General features: G+C 67.4%; 16 protein-coding genes. 7 read left to right on the forward strand and 9 right to left on the reverse strand.

The features are described 5' to 3' along the window. Window positions 1-32 precede the first annotated feature (32 nt). The 8 genes from ACJH6I_RS24025 to ACJH6I_RS24060 all read right to left on the reverse strand — a co-directional run bounded on the left by ACJH6I_RS24025 (window position 33) and on the right by ACJH6I_RS24060 (window position 8280). The gene (locus ACJH6I_RS24025) at window positions 33-1169 is read right to left on the reverse strand and encodes a hypothetical protein (RefSeq protein WP_406784617.1); all 1137 of its coding nucleotides are present in this window, start codon (window positions 1167-1169) and stop codon (window positions 33-35) included. Further along, window positions 1169-3058 (reverse strand): hypothetical protein, encoded by a 1890-nt coding sequence (locus ACJH6I_RS24030; protein WP_406784618.1) that lies wholly within the window; start codon window positions 3056-3058, stop codon window positions 1169-1171. Before ACJH6I_RS24030 ends, ACJH6I_RS24025 begins: the two co-directional genes overlap by 1 nt. Then, the gene (locus tag ACJH6I_RS24035; protein ID WP_406784619.1) at window positions 3055-3588 is read right to left on the reverse strand and encodes a hypothetical protein; all 534 of its coding nucleotides are present in this window, start codon (window positions 3586-3588) and stop codon (window positions 3055-3057) included. Before ACJH6I_RS24035 ends, ACJH6I_RS24030 begins: the two co-directional genes overlap by 4 nt. Window positions 3589-3693: 105 nt before the next feature. Beyond that, entirely contained in the window at window positions 3694-6195 is a 2502-nt protein-coding gene (locus ACJH6I_RS24040) for an ATP-binding protein (RefSeq protein ID WP_406784620.1), read from the reverse strand. 33 nt (window positions 6196-6228) lie between these two features. Further along, a complete protein-coding gene (locus ACJH6I_RS24045; protein WP_406784621.1) occupies window positions 6229-6732 on the reverse strand; it encodes a hypothetical protein in 504 nt (167 codons plus the stop codon). Next, complete coding sequence (locus ACJH6I_RS24050) at window positions 6729-7052, reverse strand: hypothetical protein (RefSeq protein WP_406784622.1); 324 nt, start codon at window positions 7050-7052, stop codon at window positions 6729-6731. The genes ACJH6I_RS24045 and ACJH6I_RS24050 overlap by 4 nt, the downstream gene beginning before the upstream one ends. A gap of 2 nt (window positions 7053-7054) precedes the next feature. After that, complete coding sequence (locus tag ACJH6I_RS24055; protein ID WP_406784623.1) at window positions 7055-8086, reverse strand: hypothetical protein; 1032 nt, start codon at window positions 8084-8086, stop codon at window positions 7055-7057. Continuing rightward, window positions 8080-8280 carry a hypothetical protein gene (locus ACJH6I_RS24060; protein WP_406784624.1) on the reverse strand — a complete coding sequence of 67 codons (201 nt, stop codon included), beginning with the start codon at window positions 8278-8280 and terminating at the stop codon, window positions 8080-8082. Before ACJH6I_RS24060 ends, ACJH6I_RS24055 begins: the two co-directional genes overlap by 7 nt. Before the next feature lie 613 nt (window positions 8281-8893). Here ACJH6I_RS24060 and ACJH6I_RS24065 point away from each other — a divergent pair. The 3 genes from ACJH6I_RS24065 to ACJH6I_RS24075 all read left to right on the forward strand — a co-directional run bounded on the left by ACJH6I_RS24065 (window position 8894) and on the right by ACJH6I_RS24075 (window position 11521). Then, complete coding sequence (locus ACJH6I_RS24065) at window positions 8894-9610, forward strand: hypothetical protein (protein WP_406784625.1); 717 nt, start codon at window positions 8894-8896, stop codon at window positions 9608-9610. After that, window positions 9607-10968 (forward strand): cutinase family protein, encoded by a 1362-nt coding sequence (locus ACJH6I_RS24070; protein WP_406784626.1) that lies wholly within the window; start codon window positions 9607-9609, stop codon window positions 10966-10968. The genes ACJH6I_RS24065 and ACJH6I_RS24070 overlap by 4 nt, the downstream gene beginning before the upstream one ends. Before the next feature lie 232 nt (window positions 10969-11200). Beyond that, window positions 11201-11521: a hypothetical protein gene (locus tag ACJH6I_RS24075; protein WP_406784627.1), complete on the forward strand. Its 321-nt coding sequence runs from the start codon at window positions 11201-11203 to the stop codon at window positions 11519-11521. Window positions 11522-12173: 652 nt separating this feature from the next. Here the strand turns inward: ACJH6I_RS24075 and ACJH6I_RS24080 are convergent. Next, window positions 12174-14201 carry a hypothetical protein gene (locus tag ACJH6I_RS24080; RefSeq protein WP_406784628.1) on the reverse strand — a complete coding sequence of 676 codons (2028 nt, stop codon included), beginning with the start codon at window positions 14199-14201 and terminating at the stop codon, window positions 12174-12176. A gap of 166 nt (window positions 14202-14367) precedes the next feature. Between ACJH6I_RS24080 and ACJH6I_RS24085 the strand changes: the two genes are divergently transcribed. Genes ACJH6I_RS24085 through ACJH6I_RS24100 form a run of 4 tightly spaced genes read left to right on the forward strand, consistent with a single transcriptional unit; the run spans window position 14368 to window position 16401 of the window. Then, window positions 14368-14637: a type II toxin-antitoxin system Phd/YefM family antitoxin gene (locus ACJH6I_RS24085; RefSeq protein ID WP_406784629.1), complete on the forward strand. Its 270-nt coding sequence runs from the start codon at window positions 14368-14370 to the stop codon at window positions 14635-14637. Further along, a complete protein-coding gene (locus ACJH6I_RS24090) occupies window positions 14634-15035 on the forward strand; it encodes a PIN domain-containing protein (protein WP_406784630.1) in 402 nt (133 codons plus the stop codon). Before ACJH6I_RS24085 ends, ACJH6I_RS24090 begins: the two co-directional genes overlap by 4 nt. After that, window positions 15032-15469, forward strand: a complete 438-nt coding sequence (locus ACJH6I_RS24095) for a hypothetical protein (protein ID WP_406784631.1) — start codon at window positions 15032-15034, stop codon at window positions 15467-15469. The genes ACJH6I_RS24090 and ACJH6I_RS24095 overlap by 4 nt, the downstream gene beginning before the upstream one ends. Window positions 15470-15477: 8 nt before the next feature. Beyond that, complete coding sequence (locus ACJH6I_RS24100) at window positions 15478-16401, forward strand: discoidin domain-containing protein (RefSeq protein ID WP_406784632.1); 924 nt, start codon at window positions 15478-15480, stop codon at window positions 16399-16401. Window positions 16402-16404 lie beyond the last annotated feature (3 nt).

Here is a 16404-nt window from a genome sequence, read left to right on the forward strand (position 1 = left end):
CGTGGATGGGGTGCGGCTCGGGCTGGTGAATGTCACGGGTAGCCACCGCCTTTGGTGGCTACGTGGACGTGGTCGAAGTGGTTGGCGGTCAGTCCGCCGCGGTCCTCCATCGCCTCAGAGGTGCCGTCGGGGTAGTACATGCGTTGGCGCCAGATGACGTGGTCGACGCCAAGCGTTTTGGCGTTCTTGAGCAGGAAGTCGCGAATGCCGTTGCCCAGCGCGATCCCTTGCGGGCTCAGCGGCGGGTAGGCCGAGGACACCATCACGTCCAGCGCTAGGCCCTGGGGGTGCCATTTCATCGAGTCGGGCCGGTATCCGCCGATGCTCTTGATCTGGGGGAAGGCGGCGCTGACCGCGCGGTTGGTCAAAATGGTGTACCGCTGCAGCCGGTATTCCGAGGCCTTACCCGGAGGCAGTTTGGACAGCTGGTAGACCGACCGGGCGGCGCGGGGACGTGAAGCGGCACACAGATTTTCGGTTTCGCTGTCGGGCATCGAATCCGGTTTGACCGCGCCCGGGCCGGCCGCCGCGAGGACCTCGTTGAGGTGCTGGCGGTAGAACAGGGTCGCCGCGGGCACATCGTCGGCGTAGGCGTCCGGGAACGCCGAGCGCTGCACGGACTGGGCGGCCACGGTGGGCGCCATCTGTTGCCAGCCGCCGACTTTGAGCAGGCTCTCGTAGAACTTGCGGGCCGCGATACCAGGGGTCATCAGGTCGCGGATGGTCCCCCACCAGGGCTGCTGCTGCATGATGCCGACCGACTGGTGGTCGTGGCCCATGCCCTCGTTCGGGATGTGCAGAGACTCCGGCACATTCGGGTTCGCCAGGTTGCGCAGGCTCGATTCCTGCATAGCGGTGGCCAGCGCGACGATGATCCCCTTTTCGGGGATCCGCATCTGCAGACCGGTGGCGATGACGGCCTTGCCGTTGTTGATCGGGCCCGGCCCGAACTGCACGCCTTTGGCACCGACGCCCTGGGCGGCCATCTGCTGGCTGCACTGCGGGGTGGCCAGCGCCGTTTCTTGTGTCGGGCCGCTGGTGCCGCCGCCGGCGAGCAGCACGAACGCCAGCAGCATCGTTGTCAGCGCAAAAGGCGCCAGCATCGCCGCCGCGGCGTAGAGCTTGCGACGGTTCGCCCATGCGACGCGGGCGACCGTCACCCAGTTCATCAGGCGGCCTCAGACATCGAGTAGCGGCCATCGGAGCCGTGGCCGGCGCCGCTGTAGGCGCCGTGCGGGTCGTCACCGGCGCCGCCTCCGCGGGTGGCCCGGTAGATGCGGATCGCCGCGGCCAGGCGTCCGCCGCCGGCGTCACTGGCGTAGGCCGGCTGCTGCTCGGGGGCTGCGTGCTCCCTGCCGGCACCGTCGCCTCCGGAGTCGCCCGAGCCGTCGGTGCCGACGCCGCCGGCATCCGAATCCGCACCGCTACCGGTGGGGGCACCGCTGGCCGCGTCGCCGACGGTGGGCGCACCCGACGGCCCACCGCTACCGCCGCCGTCTCCGCCACCACCGCCGTTGCCGCCGTCTCCGCCCGATGCGCTCGAGGATTCGGACTCGCTGTCGACCCGGCCAGGAGCGCGGGCACCGCCGTCACGGCCGCCGCGATTCCATCCGAACTGGTCGGCGATCTCGCTGCGGGCCCGCGAGAAGTCCGCGATGTTGTTCAGCAGGCCCCGCCCGGAACCGCCCGAGCTGCCGTGGCCGGAGAGCTTGGCGGCCATGGTGTCGCGTTGACGATCGAACATCCGGCGCAGCGGCCCGAACACGGCGAAACCGAACGCGAGCACCAGCGCGGTCATGAACATCGACTCGATTGCGTTGCTCGAATCCTTGAAGACCTGGTCGAGGATCACGTTGTAGGCGCCGAACGCGGCGGTGTAGATGACCATCGCCGCGTAGGCCATGAACATGTCCAGAACGGTTTTCCACGCGAACATCTGCGCCCCGCCGGGGATGACGCCGATCGCGAACGCCGGCGGCGCCAGCGCGGCGAACAGCATCGCTTGCACCGCGGCCTTGACCACGTGCCACACGAAGTAGCAGGCGAAGGCCACCAGGAACAGGGCGAGCAGCCCGCAGATTTGCAGCGGCACCAGGATCGCGGCGGGATTGCCCATCGACTTCTGGTGCATCGCTTTGCCTTTGACGGTGTCGCACCCTTTGATGTCGTCTTTGAGCTTGTCGCCGTGTTCTTTCTTGATGCCTTCGGACCATGCCTGTCGGCAGGCCTTGGACACCGAGTCGCTGACCTCCCCGAAATTGATCATCTGGGTGGGCTTGCGCAGGAACCGGTCGGCCAGACGCGAGACCATCGCATCGACGTTGGCGCCGTCACCGGACTTGGACATGTGCCCGTCCGAGACGGAGGTGGCGATCTCCAGTCCGGTGTCGCGGCCCTTGGCCAACAGCCCGTCCGGGCCGACCAGTTCACTGATCGGATTGGCGAAAATCGTTGCGGCAACGCCGATCATCAGCATGCCCATGGCGATGTTGGAGAACGCCTTGGCCGTGCGGCCCGCCAGAGCGGTGCACACCACCACGATCGCCAGGATCGCCAGCGCCGTCGCAGCCAACCCGAAACGGTCCATCGCGTGGTTGACGCCGTTGCCGATCGTCTGGAACGGAACGGTGAACAGGTTGAGCCACTTGAATTCCAGGACAAACTTGATCAACCACAGAGCGGTCGTGGTGACCACGAGATAGACCTCGTACGAGATTGAGGCCACCTTGGCGAAGATCGTCGAGGTCACGTCATTCCAGCCGCCCTCGTTGAGGGTCAGGTTGTACTTGGCGACCGGTGTGTTGTCGCTGTCCTTGATGCCCATCCACGAAATGAGGACGTCACCGCCATCGGCGTTGGCCGTGCCTTTGCCGTCATCGGCCCAGGCCACCGCCGCACCCAGGACCAGCAGCAGCGCCGCCACCGCAAGGGCGGTCATTACCTTGTGGCGTCCGCACCAGCGCAGCAGCAACGCCGGGCTCCACGCCCGCACCCAGGCACTGGCCGACGCCAGGACCTCGGCGCGTCGCGTGAGCTCAATGTTGTTGGGGCGGTTCATGAAACCGCCCCCGTCCCAACCTTTTCGCCCGACAGGCACGGCGCCGCGCGCACTTCGTCGATGTGGGCGCGGTAGAACTGCCGAGCCGCGGGCACCTGATTGGCGTACGCATCCGGGTTCGCCGCGCGCTGCACGCCGGCGGCGAGCTCGTCGGCGGTGGCGAGCGAGTCGTGACCGCGCTGCCATCCTTGGCGCAGCGCGGTGAAGAACTTGCCCGCCGCGACCGACGGCGACATCAGCTCCTCGACCGAACCCCATGACGAGGTCTGCGCCAGCACACCGAGCGAGTTGCGATCAGCGGACAGTCCGTCGTGAGCCACCGCCATCGACTCAGGCACGTTGGGGTTGGCCAGGTTCTGCATCCCGGTCTCCTGCATCGCCGCGGTCAGCCCGGCGACGATCCCGTCCTCGGGAACATCCCGTGCGATCCCGGCCGCGATGATCGCCTTGCCGTTGTTGACCGGCCCCGAACCCAGGCACGCCGGCGCCGGCGTGCCTGACAGGGCCACCAGCGAGCTGCCGGCCACCACCAGGGCGACGAGGGCCGCGATCAGCCACAGCCGCAGCCGACGGCGATGCGCTTCGATGACCTCGGCGGATTGTTGGTTGCGTACATCGGGGACTCCTCGTCTTTCTCAGGCGACGTCGGCCTGCAGGTCGGGGGGAGTCGTGCTCATCGCCTCGCGTCGCACCGCCGAGGACGGGCCGAGCACTTTGATGCGGCCGATGTCACCGCGGGCGTCACGCATGTAGCCCTCGCCCTCACGGCCGCGGATGACCTTCCCGTCCGGGCCCTTCGGGGAGGTGTTCTTGGTCAGGTCGCGCACGATGTGCGGGTTGCGGTCCGGGTCGATACCCAGCCACGCCAGGGAGCGGCGAGCCAGGTTCTCGTCACGGTGACGCATGACGTACCGCGTCGGGATCAGGTCCAGTGCGGTACCGGCCGGGTAGTCCGAGACCGGGTCGTGGCTGCCCAGAATCAGCGAGATGTTGTCCTTGCGGCCGTCTCGCGCGAGCCGCGCAGTGCGCGCCAGACCGGTCGGCGTGGACGTCACGTGGTAGGCCTCATCGAGCCCCACCGCCGCGGGCCGGGCCTTGTTCAGTTGGAACGCCTGGCGTCCCAGCTCCATCGAAAGGCCGTAGATCGCGCGACCGAAGATCTTCGACGGCGCCAGCGATTCGCGGCTGGCGACCTCTTCGGTGGTGGGCACCTCAACCCGGTTGGTGCGGATGACGATGCCTTCGGCGTTCAGGTCGATCGCCGGCAGGTTCGGATCGAACAGCGAGCGGGCGTAACCGCGGCCCTCCCAGAACGACAGATGCCGGTGCAGCTCGTCCCAGCCCGCCGGCAGGCCCTTTCCGTTGGGCATCCGGCCGGCGTCGACGCCGTCCTGCAGGACCCGCAGCAGCGACGGAATCGAATCGACCTGCCACTCGGGGCGCAGTACTTCACCGAGGGTGATGCCCATCGGCGAGTTGGCCTCGCACTCGAACAGTGGGGTCAGCAATTCGACGGCGGCGTCGACACCCAGGTCGGAGCGCAGGGTCCGGATCGGATCGATCGACCACTGCGGCCGGCTCAGGTCGACGATGACGTGGTGGGCGAGGGTGGACGCCGGCCGGGCGTACTCACCGGAGTCGGTGCGGTCGATGACGAGAAACTGGCCGCCGTTGTCGACGAGGGTGAACAGCATGTACATGATCAGCCAGGTTTTGCCGGCGCCGAGTTCACCGGCGATCGCCACGGCTGAGGACGCGTCTTTCACCGTTTCCCGCCACCATTCGGTGTGCACGGGCTGGTTGCGCCGACCGGACAGGTTCAGCGCGAGGATCGGGCCCTTGGCATCGCCCAGGTGGTTGGTCGCCAGCGGGACGCTTGCGGCAGCGAACTGGCTGATGGTGACGTGCGAGAAATCCGCCACGGACCGGTGGCTGGTGCCGCCGGGGTTCATCGCGGCCCACAGCTCCCGCTGACCGCCCAGCGGCGCGACGACCTTGATGCGCGGACGCTCGAACGCCTGGACCAGTTTCAGCGCGCCATCTTCACAGGCCGCCCGGGTCGGCCCAGCGACGGCGAAGATGGGGCACAACGACACCTCGACCTCGTCGTCGTTGGTCTCCAGGTGCGAGTTGTATTCGCGCAGCAGCATGACCTGCTCGGACAAGGTGTCGTGAGCGAAAGAAATCTCGCTGTCGCGCTCGTCGACCTGCTCGGACAGGCGCCGCAGGTTCTTGCCGTTGCGGGCGATCGCTTGGTCGCGACTGGTCTTGCTGATCCGCACCGCCCAGTCGATGTCGAACCCGTCCACACGGTCGGCGATGGTGAAGAACTCCGAGCCGGGAAACTGCAGGCCCTCCAGGGGCAGTGCCTCGATCGCCAGCAGGGTCTGCCACGATTCACCGCCCCCGATGCGGCCCGGCTGGGTGATCTTGACCAGTGGGGCGAAGCTGGTGGGCAGCCACCGCTTCTTCTCGGGCCGGCGTTCGCCTTCGTCGAACTCGGCCATAGCGAAAGCGCCGGCCGGTGAGGACACGTTGGACCCCACAGCATTGGGGAAAATTTCAGCGGGTCCGCCCCGGGACAGGGCATGGTTCCACAGCCACACCATCTGCGCGGCGGTCATCGGCTCAAAGCTGAACACCGACGGCAGCTGAGTGATGATCGCCGCCGCCAGGTCGCCTGCCTTCATCAGCTCGGCGCGATCGCGCTCGCGTGAACGCCGACCCGCGGCGCCGATGCCGGTCCAGTCCGACACAGCGTCCGAACTGATCACCGGGAATGACAGCGTGAAAATCCGCTCTGTCGAGCGCACCGTGGATGAGAAGAACTCGTGCTTGCCCTCGCATTCCTGGCGCCAGCTGGGCCGGGTGTTGAGGTCGGTTCCGGCGATAACCCGAGCCATGATCTCGTCGGGGTTCATCGCGGCGATATGGCCGGCGATCACCGAGTGGTCGGGCAGCTTGCGGAACAGGTTGCGGTGATGGACAAGCGCGTCGTTCTTGCGTTCGTCGCTGGTGTATCCGTACGCCAGACCTTGCATCCGGTAGTCGGCCCAAATGGAGCCATCACGCATCCGGCGCAGGTTTCCGAAGACCGACACCGTCGGCTGCAGGTCCTGGTCAAGTTGGTTGGCCATGAAACGGATTCCTTCGTGTGGGTCGGTGGTCGGTCAGCTGAACAGGTCTGCGGCGGCTGAACGCTGATCGCCGAACGTGTCGGCGAACCCGGGCTGAGCGGGCTGGCGGGCAGCGGCCGGGCGCTGATAGGCGCGTGACGCGGTAGCCGGTTCTGGCGCGTCGAGAATGTCGATCTGCGGCCGCACGCTGGAGGTGGTCGTCGGGGTGCGTGTCAACGAATTGGTGCTGTAGCTGACCGGGCTGTTGTAGAGCCGAAGTACGCGGTGCGCGCGCGTCCCGAAAGGGACGGGCGAGTACGGCATCAGACGCATTGCTCCGACCGCCATGACGGTGGCCGCGATTCCGACGAGCCCGGTGAGAATCGGGTGGCCAAGGCGGGGGAGCAGGAACAGGGTGGCCAGCACGCCCGCAACGAGTGCGATGAGTTCCGGGATCGGGTAAGGGCCACCGGGCAGCTTCCAGCGCCCGTCGAACTTCGCGATGACGATGCGGACACGGCTGGCCCGCGTGTACCACTTGGCGACGAACTGGCTCATCGCGTCCCGCCGCTATTGGTGATGCTGCCGATGGTGTCTTTGGACACCACTCCCAGCGACGGCAGTGAGCCCACGAGGCCGATCAGGATGACACCGACCGCCAGCGTCTTGAGCGCGCCGGTCTTGTTCTTGCCGATGAAGTACATCGCCGCCGACACAAGCGCGGTTCCACCCATCAGCAGGTAGACCGCGAAGGTGATGCCCTGGTTCTTGATGTTGGCGCCGACATCCCAGATCGGTGCGGCGACGTACTTGACGCTGCCGGCGGCGGTAACGGCGTTGATGTTGTCCATCAACAGTGGAGCGATGGTGGTGATCATGGTCAGTTCCCTTCGGGTGCGCTGGTTGCGGTCGGACGTGGTGCGGTTGTCGTGCTGGTTGTGGTGCGGGTCGGCGTCGTTGTCGACGAGTCGGATTCGGAGCTACTGGGGACGGTGATTGAGGGCGAGTCGTTGATCCGGTCGACCTGCCAATGACCCGCAGCGACCGACATCGACAGCGGGAAATCCATCGGCATCAGAACCCCGCTGGCGGTCTGCACGATGGCGCGCACATTCACCTCGATTCCGGAGGCTTTCGGCGGCACCGATTGCGCGGTTGCGAGTTCGGAATTGGTCTGCACTCGTTCGATCGACAGCGTCGAGAATCGAGGCGGATTGGCGGCGGTCAATGACGACCCGGCGGCGACGTAAGGGGTGACATCACCGACGCCGGTCAACATCGCCGAAAGGAAGCCCGAGACTGTGGCATAGACCGGCCGGTCATCGGCCACCGACATGGTCGTCGCCAGCGTCACCGGTTTGCCCGAAGGTCGATCGGTTCGGGCGAAGGGAAGCGTGACTGCCCGGAACCGGTTCTGCAGGTCCGCTGAGATGTATGTCTGCAACCGGATGGGGACCATCGAGGTGGAATTCGCGGCCTTGGGAACCTCGGCGGTGACGATCACCGAATAGGTCCGATAACCGTCGGTGAATGTGCCAGGTAGCGCCGAGCCCGCCCACAGCGCGCGGCCCCCCGGGGGCAGGGGGGAGGCGGGCACATCTCCGTCGTAAAACTGCTTGAGCGCCGCCGTGTTGGACGGGTCTTTCAGATAGGTGTTGACGTACCGCATCGAGTAGTCCTCGATCGCGGTGATCTGGTCCCGTGCCTCGTCTTCGTTGACCGGCTGTGGGCGGTTGGCAACGAGCAGCAGCACGGCCACGACCAGCGGCACGTAGGTGAGCATCATGAAGGCCAAAAAGGACGCGCTGAATCGTGTGCGTGTCTCGTCGGCGCGGATGGGGTCATTGCCGCTGATCCACAGGAAGAATCGGTCGGAGAATTGGCGCAGCGGGTGGGCCAGGAATGTCAGCACGAGACCCCCATCGCCTGGGTCTGTAGTTCCTCGTACAGCTCGGCGGCGGCGGCGCGGTTGTTGACGATGTGGACGACCAGTGCGATCGACTTGTCTTCGTCGAGCGGATCCTTCGTCACCTGCTTCATGAGTTCGAAGAGGTGCTCTGAGTACGCGCGGACCGCGGTGGAGCTGCGGCGGATCGGCTGAGCCATGGGCGGGGGCCTCCAGGGAGTGCTGAGACTCGGACGCCCCCTTATGCGGGGTAAATCGGCGATTTCCCGACAACCGCATAGGTAACGAATTGATAACGCATATGCGCATATGCGCCGCGTATGTTTGCCCTAACGCTTGACAAGGGGATTACGCTCGGCGCAGGCCGACGAAGGAGAGCCGAAGCCGAGCGGCCCCCCTTATTGCCTTAGCTCGTCAACTATTCGCCGACCGCATCACCAGGTATGCGGCACACGGCGAGCAGCACGAATCCCCACCGAATCCCCGCCGCGCCCCCGCCTATCGCGGGGGCGCATCGCTATGCGCATGCCACCGACGCACCCGGCGCACACCACCTGCCCTTACAGCCGCACACGCGGCGCGCACCAGGCGCACAGCCGGTAATGCGCAGCAAACACGACTCCGGCCGCTCACCAGTTTCCCGTCAACCGGTTTGTCAACATCATCAGCCCAGGTCACGCCATCGGAAAGTGACCCAGGTCACACCTTTTCGGGGCGTTTGTCAACAGCCCCGGGAAGGTCTGCGTAAACCCCTGCAACAACGTCCCCCGATTCCATGGGCCTCGTCAGCACCCCGCGAAGCCAAGGAATCCGATGACCATCTGGGATCAACTCGCCGAGCAGGCCCACCACCTGCTCACCCGGCCTCGCCGCGGCGACCTCACGCCCGCGGTAACGCTCGTCCAGACCCTGCACCCGCAGCCCCCGCACTCACCCGACGCCATCTGCACCCACATGGACACCATCAGCACGGTGCTGCCCCAGCTCGCCCGATATGCCCGCAGCGGCGACCGCCATGCCCTCCTGATGGCCGCCGTTCTCATGCGCCGGCCGCTGTGCCGCATCGCTGACATGGCCGACCCCGACGGCTATCACTCCACCGACCGCGACGCGCGCTACAACGACACACTGCGCATCTTCTTCGAGCTGCTACGCACCGCCGCCGAACCGCACATCCTCACCACGCGCTACGTCTACAACCACGTGCTTCGCAAGGCGCTCGCTACCCGCCCTCAGGCCAATTCGCCCGCCGCCGCTCATCGCGTCGACCCCCACTCGGCGATCCTGGACCGCGCCGACTACGGCACCGACCGCGACCACACCGCCACCGTCCTGCAGCAGGCCTGCGACCGCGGCATCATCACCGCCCTGGAGTTCAAGACCCTGACCGCCATGTACCTCAACTCCGACGTGTTCAGCCCGTCCACCGCCGCCCGCGACCTGTCCTCAACGGTCAGCGCCGTCGAACGCCGCGCCCAACGGGCGATCCGCAAGCTCGCCCGGTACTTCGACGAGGACGTGGCGGCATGACCCTGCACACCCGGGTCAAGGCGCTGGCGGCCGCGCTGGCCACCGCGGCACCGCCCCTGCTCTTCGCGGCCCCAATCGCCAGCGCCGAAGCCACCTGCCCCGGCATCTATTCAGTCGCCATCCCCGGAACCACCCAAACCAGCGTGGACGCCGATCCACTCAAGCCGGTCGGGGTCCTGGGCAAGATTCTCGAACCGCTCCGCGAGCACTCCAAAGTCCGCATGGCCACCTACTACACGCCGTACCCGGCGACCATCGTCGGCGGCACCGACGGCGGCGGCTACAAGGCCTCCAAAGACGCCGGTATCGACGCCTCCAACGCCCGCCTCAAGACCGTCGCAGACAAGTGCCCCAAGACCGTTTTCATCCTCTCCGGATACTCCCAAGGCGCAGACGCCGCCGGGGATATCGCCGCCGCCATCGGCCACAACAGAGGGGTCATCCCCGCCTCCCGACTGCTCGGCGTCGCCCTACTCGCCGACCCTTCCCAATCACCAGTTGGTCAACCCACCATCGGGCTCAGAGGCCCCGGTATGGGCTTCGCCGGAGTTCGCTCCGGAGGCTTCGGCTCCCTGACTCAACGCAATGGCGTCATCTCGGTCTGCGCTCCCCAGGACTTCTACTGCAACCTGCCCCAGGCCGATCTGGTCATGCGGTTCATCGGACACCTCGGATCACATCTGGACGCCTCCGACCCCGCCGGCTCCGCACAAAAACTCGCCACCATCTTCATGGCCGGCCTCGTGGCCCCCGCCACCGCCGCGATCAACCAAATCCTCACCCTGATCAACGACCCGAACCTGATCCCCAACCTGGTATCCCGCGGCATCGCCTTCGCCAAGGCCCTGGCCACACAGCTGTTCTGGCTGGCCGGCCCCCAAGTCGCCGGACCCGCCACCGACCTCGTCAACGCAGTCACCGCCGTCATCGGCATGGTCGGCAACAAGGCCTGGACCTCGATCCCCGCGGCGATCACCGTCATCGCCAACAAGGCCGCCACCGTCAACGCCGCCCTGTCCACGATGAAAGACAAGACCTCCACCATCAACGTCGGCGGATTCGGCGCCGTCGGCACCGCCCTACAGCAAGGCGGACTCAACCTCGGAGACCTCGCCACGGCCGTCCTCAACGCGATCAGCGTCGCCACCGGCGGCGCCGCCAACATGACCACCGGCCTATTCGGCCCCACCTTCAGTCAGTTCTCCGCCGCCAACGTCGCCAAGGCGCTCACCCACTACGCCGAATTCATCAAAGGGGGCTTCCACGAGAACTACGACACCACCGCCCTCGACCCAGCTGGCCACAGCGGCACCCAGATCATTCAGCGCTACCTCGTCAACCAAATCCAGAAACTCTGAAAAGGGACAGCCACATGCCCAACACCTGCGCCCGAGACACCGGCACCCTGACCCTGTACCCCAGCACCACGCCACCGCTGGAAACGTTGAACTGCCCACACAAGCGACCTCCGCGCCCCACAACCGGCCAACTCCGAGCCGCTGTGCACGTAGTGGTCGGGCCTCGCGGCATCGAACTGTGGCCAGCCTTTGTGCCCCTCACCCCGACCCATCTCGCCGGCGGGCTCCGCTGATGCAGAAAGGACTACTCTCCATGGACTACGGGCTGTGGCTCCTCGCCGAACCCTCCGGCACGATCACCCTCACCGGCTGGTCCGAGACCAGCTCAGAGGCCAGCCCCGACGCCCCCGCCAAGACCGACCATTGGCCCACTTACGTGCTGTGCTCTACCCGCGACCAACTGCCCGCCAGGATGCTCGAACTGGGCCTGGACCTCGACGCCGGAGCCGACCTCGACGACCTCGCCAAAGGCTGGGACGTGTACCTTCGCCACCCCGATGTCACCGCTCTGCGCACCCAGCTCGACCGTGACCGATCCACCGCCGCGAAATAACCCTCGCCACCGTGCGCCAGGGCGACCCACGCCGCCAGCAGGCACCGCCAATCCGGCCCTACATCGAACCCGCTTCGCCGTCCCCCGCTCACGCGCTGCCGCCCCTATTCGGCGGCCTGAGACCGTCCCGCGCCACCGCGCGCCACGGCGCGCAACCGTGCGCCATACGGGGCGCGCCGCCGCCCCAACAAGGGCGCCTGCCCCGGCCCGTACACAACCCCAGGAGGAGCCGATGCGCCGACAGTCCGCCCCGCGCCGACGGCGCACCGAGGCGTGCCGATGGCACGGCCGGCACCGTGGCGAAACCGGAGTTGGAGTGCTCATCGGATGGCCGTGCGGCCACACGGATCGACACCCGACACCCACCTGCGCCGGCCACCTGGACCATCTGCTCTCTCAAGGCGGTCGGGCGGACAACCCAGTCCCATGCCCGGTCTGCCAGACCGTCGGGTCAGCCGCCGTCACCGGCACCCACGACCTCAACACCTGACCGCGCCACGGCGCGCCACAACCTGCCTGGGAGGCGCCTCGCGTGGTGCCCCTTGCCGGTCTCCGGAAATGACTCGGCGGGCTGACTCACAACCACCGCAATGGGGCGCGTCATGCGCTCTACAGGGTGGCGGAATCAGCCCGCCGAGTTGTGCGGGGAGGGCTAGGCAGCGCCCTTGGCGTGCTTGCCCGCTCCGGTGTCGCTCTTGGCGCTCGGCGCCTGGTGCCCCAGGCGCGAGGTGATCGAGCTGACCGACGACCTGGTGTCGCTGGCACCGGCAGCGTGCTTGGGCTGTCCCGACGGCTTCGGCGCACCGTCCGCCTTGCCACTGCCACCGGTGGTAGACGTCGCGCGCGAGATACCGGTGCTGGCGCCCTTGCCAGCGGCGGCACTGTCAGAGCCGCGGCCTTGTCCAGTACCCGACGAACCCTCCGACGCAGGGGTGGACGCGCCCTTGACGTTCTTGGCCCCGCCAGCAGCCTGCGCACCCGTCGCGTCGGCACTTTCGGCGGTGGAGCTGGCGGCGGGCTTGGACGTGGTGGAGGACGGCTCAGCCTTGGTCTCCGCCTTCGTTTCGGCCTTCGTTTCGGCCTTCGTTTCTGCCTTGGCTTCCGCCGTCGTTTCGGCCTTCGTCTCTGTCTTGGTTTCGGCCGTGCCGTCCGTCTCCGCCGCGGTGACCGCGGCCTTGCCTGCGTCCCCGGTCTTACCTGTTCCGGCCCCAGCGCCGAGCTCAGCGGCGGGCTTGGCGGTAGCGGACTTGGAGGTGGTCGGCTCACCAGCGGTGGACGTCGCGGCGGCGGTGGCGGCGGTGGCGGCCAGCGCCTGGACCTTGACGGGGGATGTGGCCGCCGCGGCGTTGGTTCCGGTGACGGTTCCGACGATCGACGTCGCGACGCCCAGGGCCGTGGCGATGGTGTTCAGCCCGGCCACCGTCAGGGTGGCCGCGGTGTTGACCGCCGCATTGAACACCGTCGCCATCGCGTAGGGCAGGTGGCGCACGTAGGCCGGTAGGCCGGCCATTTGCATCAGGCCGCTGACGACCTGCGCCGCCGAGCTGGCCAACTTGGTGACGACGTCGGCCCCGGTGCGGACGAAGCCGGAGGTCAAAACGACCGGCACCGCCGCCAGTGACGCTGCCGTATGGAACAGCTGCAGCCCGGTGGTCGCTCCCGCGCCGGCGAGGACGCTCAGGGCCCTGACGTAGCTCGCCGGGTCCAGCGGGGCGCTGCCGACGGTATGCAGGACGTTCAGCAGGGCTCCCGAGTGGGTGCCGTCCCCGAGCCAGGTTCCGGCGACTTGCGCCGCACCATCGGCCACGCGCGACAGTGTGTTCCCCAGTGCGCCCGCGATGGCGGGGACACCGCCCCCGATGAGGGCCACCGCCGCGGTGACGGGAGCGGAGACGATGCCCTGCACGGCAGTGAGCGCCCCGTCGAAAAGGTCGATCGGGACCGCGGTCTTGGTGGCGTCGACGAGGCCATTGAACACCGCGAGGGCGTTGCTGATCTGGCTGGTGACCGCAGTGGTCAATGTCGACACCAACGACAGCCCGTTCTTGCTCAGATCGCCGAGCGCCTTGAGCCCGTTGGTCACGGCCAAGCCGAGCACGTTGACCGGAACGTCCAGCAGGCCGGTGTAGCTGGACACCGACAGGGGGTCGTTGAGCAGGTTGGTCACCGCGTGCAGCGCGGTGCTCAGCGATCCGGTGAGCACTGAGCTCAGCAGGTCGGCGATCTGGCCGGTGGTCAGGGTGAGCGGTGTGTTGGCGTCGGTCACGGTGGCGGCCAGGCTGGTCAGTCCGCCGTTGGACGACTTCTGCAGCGCGGTGAGCACCTGGCGCAGCACCGGGTTGGTGGTGGCCGAGGTGAGTTGGTCCCACAGGGAGTTGTTGAGTCCAGCGGCGGTGGTCAGTGCCGACGCCAGGGTCTGTCCGGGGATTCCGACGATGCCGGCGACCGTCGAGCTGGCCGAGTCCAGTGCGCCGTTGAGGTTGGCGATCAGGGCGTCGATGTCGGCCGGGTTGATCACTGCCGTGAGGGTGACCGCCGGCGCGGAGATGTGGGGAAGGGAGATCGTTGCGGGGTGCACGGGAGCTCCGGCGAGCAGCGGCGCGAAGGCAACCGCTCCGGCGACGCCGAGAGCAATACCCGGATTGAGCCGGGGACGGGCGATAGATCGGGCGTGAGACATGGGTGTGTTCCTTCGGGAAAGAGGGTGACCAGGCGGGTCAGAACACCCGTACTCTATATTAAGACACCATAATAAGACGATAGATGTTCGGATTTATTTACCTGCAGGGGAGTATTCGGCCCCAGTTGTGTACACGCTGTGCTACATCGGGGATACACTGTGCTACATGAAGAGTTACGGCGTCCGGGAGCTACGCCAGAACGCCACCGAGGTGCTCCGCGAAGTCGCCAGCGGCGAAACGGTGATCATCACCAACAACGGCCATCCCGTCGCCCAACTGATCCCACCGGTCACCAACCCCTGGGCCGCACTGATCGCCAGCGGGGAAGTCACCCCCGCCCGCACCGGCCCCCGCGCCATCCTCAGCCGCACCTCCGGACCCCACACCCCAGCAGCCGCCGCCCACCTCGAGGACATGCGCCGAGGCGAGCGGTGATCTACCTCGACACCACGGCCATGCTCAAACTCATCGCCCCCCAGACCGAAACCCCGGCCCTGACCGACTACCTGGCCGCCCGCACCGACACGGTGTGGTTCACCTGCTCACTGGCCCGCGCCGAACTGCTGCGCGCCACCGCCGCCATGGCACCCGAGGCCACCGACCACGCCCATCACATCCTCGACGGCCTCGACACCGTCGCCATGACCGACCGCCTGGTCGCCGCGGCCGCCGCCCTCAACCCGCCGCCGCGACGCACCCTCGACGCCCTGCACATCGCCGCCGCCCTCACCGCCGGCCCCCAGCTCCACACCCTGATCACCTACGACCCCGAACTCACCGAGGCGGCCAGCCGCCACCACATCACCACCACCCACCCAGGAGGATCACTGTGATACGCGCACTGATCACAGCGGTGCTCATCGCCGGCGCCGCCACCCACTACCTCGACGTCCCCCTGGACGCCGCCCTCGGCTACGCCTTCGCCGTCTCCGTCGGCGGCTGGTACGCCTGGCCCGTGCTGCGCCGGCCCCTGCGCTACGCCACCCGTCTCCTGCTGCGCCAGCTGCGACCCCGCCGCCACACCGGCCGCGCCGTCGCGCCCCGACCCGCGCCAGCCCGCGCCGCCACCGCGCCACGCGACGTACCAGCGCAGATCACCCAGATCAACCATCACCACTACTACAACGGGGCGCCCCCACAGCCCGGCGCGCCGATGCGCCCCGACTACACCCTCACAGCCCTGCCCCGTCGAACAGAAGGCCGTATCGCCAGCGATGAAATCCTTGACGGCATCATCGTCGACATCGACGACGACACGACACGATGACCACCACCATGACTGACCCCGATCAGCAGACTGATCACTCCTGGGACAACCGCCGGCTGATCCTGGCCTCCCTCGCGCCGCGCACCATCACACGCCCGGCTCGACGCGGCGCGGCCGCCGCCCCCGACGCGGTCCTGCCCGACGACACCGCCGCCGGCGACAAGAAACCCAGCCTGCTGACACGGGCCCTGCGCGGCGCCGGCCGCGCGGTCGCCGCCGGCGGCCGCGAGTTCAACAAGCGCGTACCACCCAACCGACGCGTCCACACCGCGATCCTCACGGCCGCGGCCCTGGTGGTGCTGCTCGTCGCCGTAGCCGGCGTCAGTTACCTGACCTCCGACGTCACGCCGCAGACCCAGACCAACACCAGCGGCGCCGCACCCCAACCATCCGCGCCGACCCTGCCACCGATCAGCCGGGACACCATCATCAGCGGCGTTCACGCCACCGACATCTGCCCCCGCGACGCGAACTACTCGGACACCAACCGCGCCGTCGACGGCGATTTCAGCACGGCCTGGGTGTGCACCCGGGTCAAGAACAAGGACGGCCAGAACATCCAGTTCGATTTCGGCCGGCAGGTCACACTGAGCCAAATCCGCTTCACCAGCGGGTTCGACGCCGCCGCACCCGATGGCACCGACCAATGGTCCAAGCACCGCATCGTCACCAAGTACATCGTCTATTTCCCCAAGGAGCTCAACCGGCCACCGGTGACCACCGTGACCAACGGCGAACGCGACTGGCGCCCCCTGAGCATCGACCCACCCGCCACCGTCAGCAAACTTCTGATCAAGGTTGCGGAAACCTCTGACCCGCCCCAATCAGCCACCCCGACAAAAGAATCCACGGAGTCCAAACCTGAGGACGTTACCACCGTGGCAATTAGTGAGATTCAGTTCATCGGCGTCGACGGCAACCGCCCCACCTAACCC

It is taken from the genome of Mycobacterium sp. SMC-13 (assembly GCF_045311035.1).
In the GTDB taxonomy this organism is placed as follows: Bacteria; Actinomycetota; Actinomycetes; order Mycobacteriales; family Mycobacteriaceae; genus Mycobacterium.

Excerpts from the sequence above, each read along its gene's own strand:
- ACJH6I_RS24065 (WP_406784625.1), top strand. The coding sequence starts at position 8,894 with ATGACCATCTGGGATCAACTCGCCGAGCAGGCCCACCACCTGCTCACC.
- ACJH6I_RS24080 (WP_406784628.1), bottom strand. The coding sequence starts at position 14,201 with ATGTCTCACGCCCGATCTATCGCCCGTCCCCGGCTCAATCCGGGTATT.
- ACJH6I_RS24100 (WP_406784632.1), top strand. The coding sequence starts at position 15,478 with ATGACTGACCCCGATCAGCAGACTGATCACTCCTGGGACAACCGCCGG.
- ACJH6I_RS24075 (WP_406784627.1), top strand. The coding sequence starts at position 11,201 with ATGCAGAAAGGACTACTCTCCATGGACTACGGGCTGTGGCTCCTCGCC.
- ACJH6I_RS24085 (WP_406784629.1), top strand. The coding sequence starts at position 14,368 with ATGAAGAGTTACGGCGTCCGGGAGCTACGCCAGAACGCCACCGAGGTG.
- ACJH6I_RS24030 (WP_406784618.1), bottom strand. The coding sequence starts at position 3,058 with ATGAACCGCCCCAACAACATTGAGCTCACGCGACGCGCCGAGGTCCTG.
- ACJH6I_RS24060 (WP_406784624.1), bottom strand. The coding sequence starts at position 8,280 with ATGGCTCAGCCGATCCGCCGCAGCTCCACCGCGGTCCGCGCGTACTCA.
- ACJH6I_RS24025 (WP_406784617.1), bottom strand. The coding sequence starts at position 1,169 with ATGAACTGGGTGACGGTCGCCCGCGTCGCATGGGCGAACCGTCGCAAG.
- ACJH6I_RS24045 (WP_406784621.1), bottom strand. The coding sequence starts at position 6,732 with ATGAGCCAGTTCGTCGCCAAGTGGTACACGCGGGCCAGCCGTGTCCGC.
- ACJH6I_RS24050 (WP_406784622.1), bottom strand. The coding sequence starts at position 7,052 with ATGATCACCACCATCGCTCCACTGTTGATGGACAACATCAACGCCGTT.
- ACJH6I_RS24040 (WP_406784620.1), bottom strand. The coding sequence starts at position 6,195 with ATGGCCAACCAACTTGACCAGGACCTGCAGCCGACGGTGTCGGTCTTC.
- ACJH6I_RS24070 (WP_406784626.1), top strand. The coding sequence starts at position 9,607 with ATGACCCTGCACACCCGGGTCAAGGCGCTGGCGGCCGCGCTGGCCACC.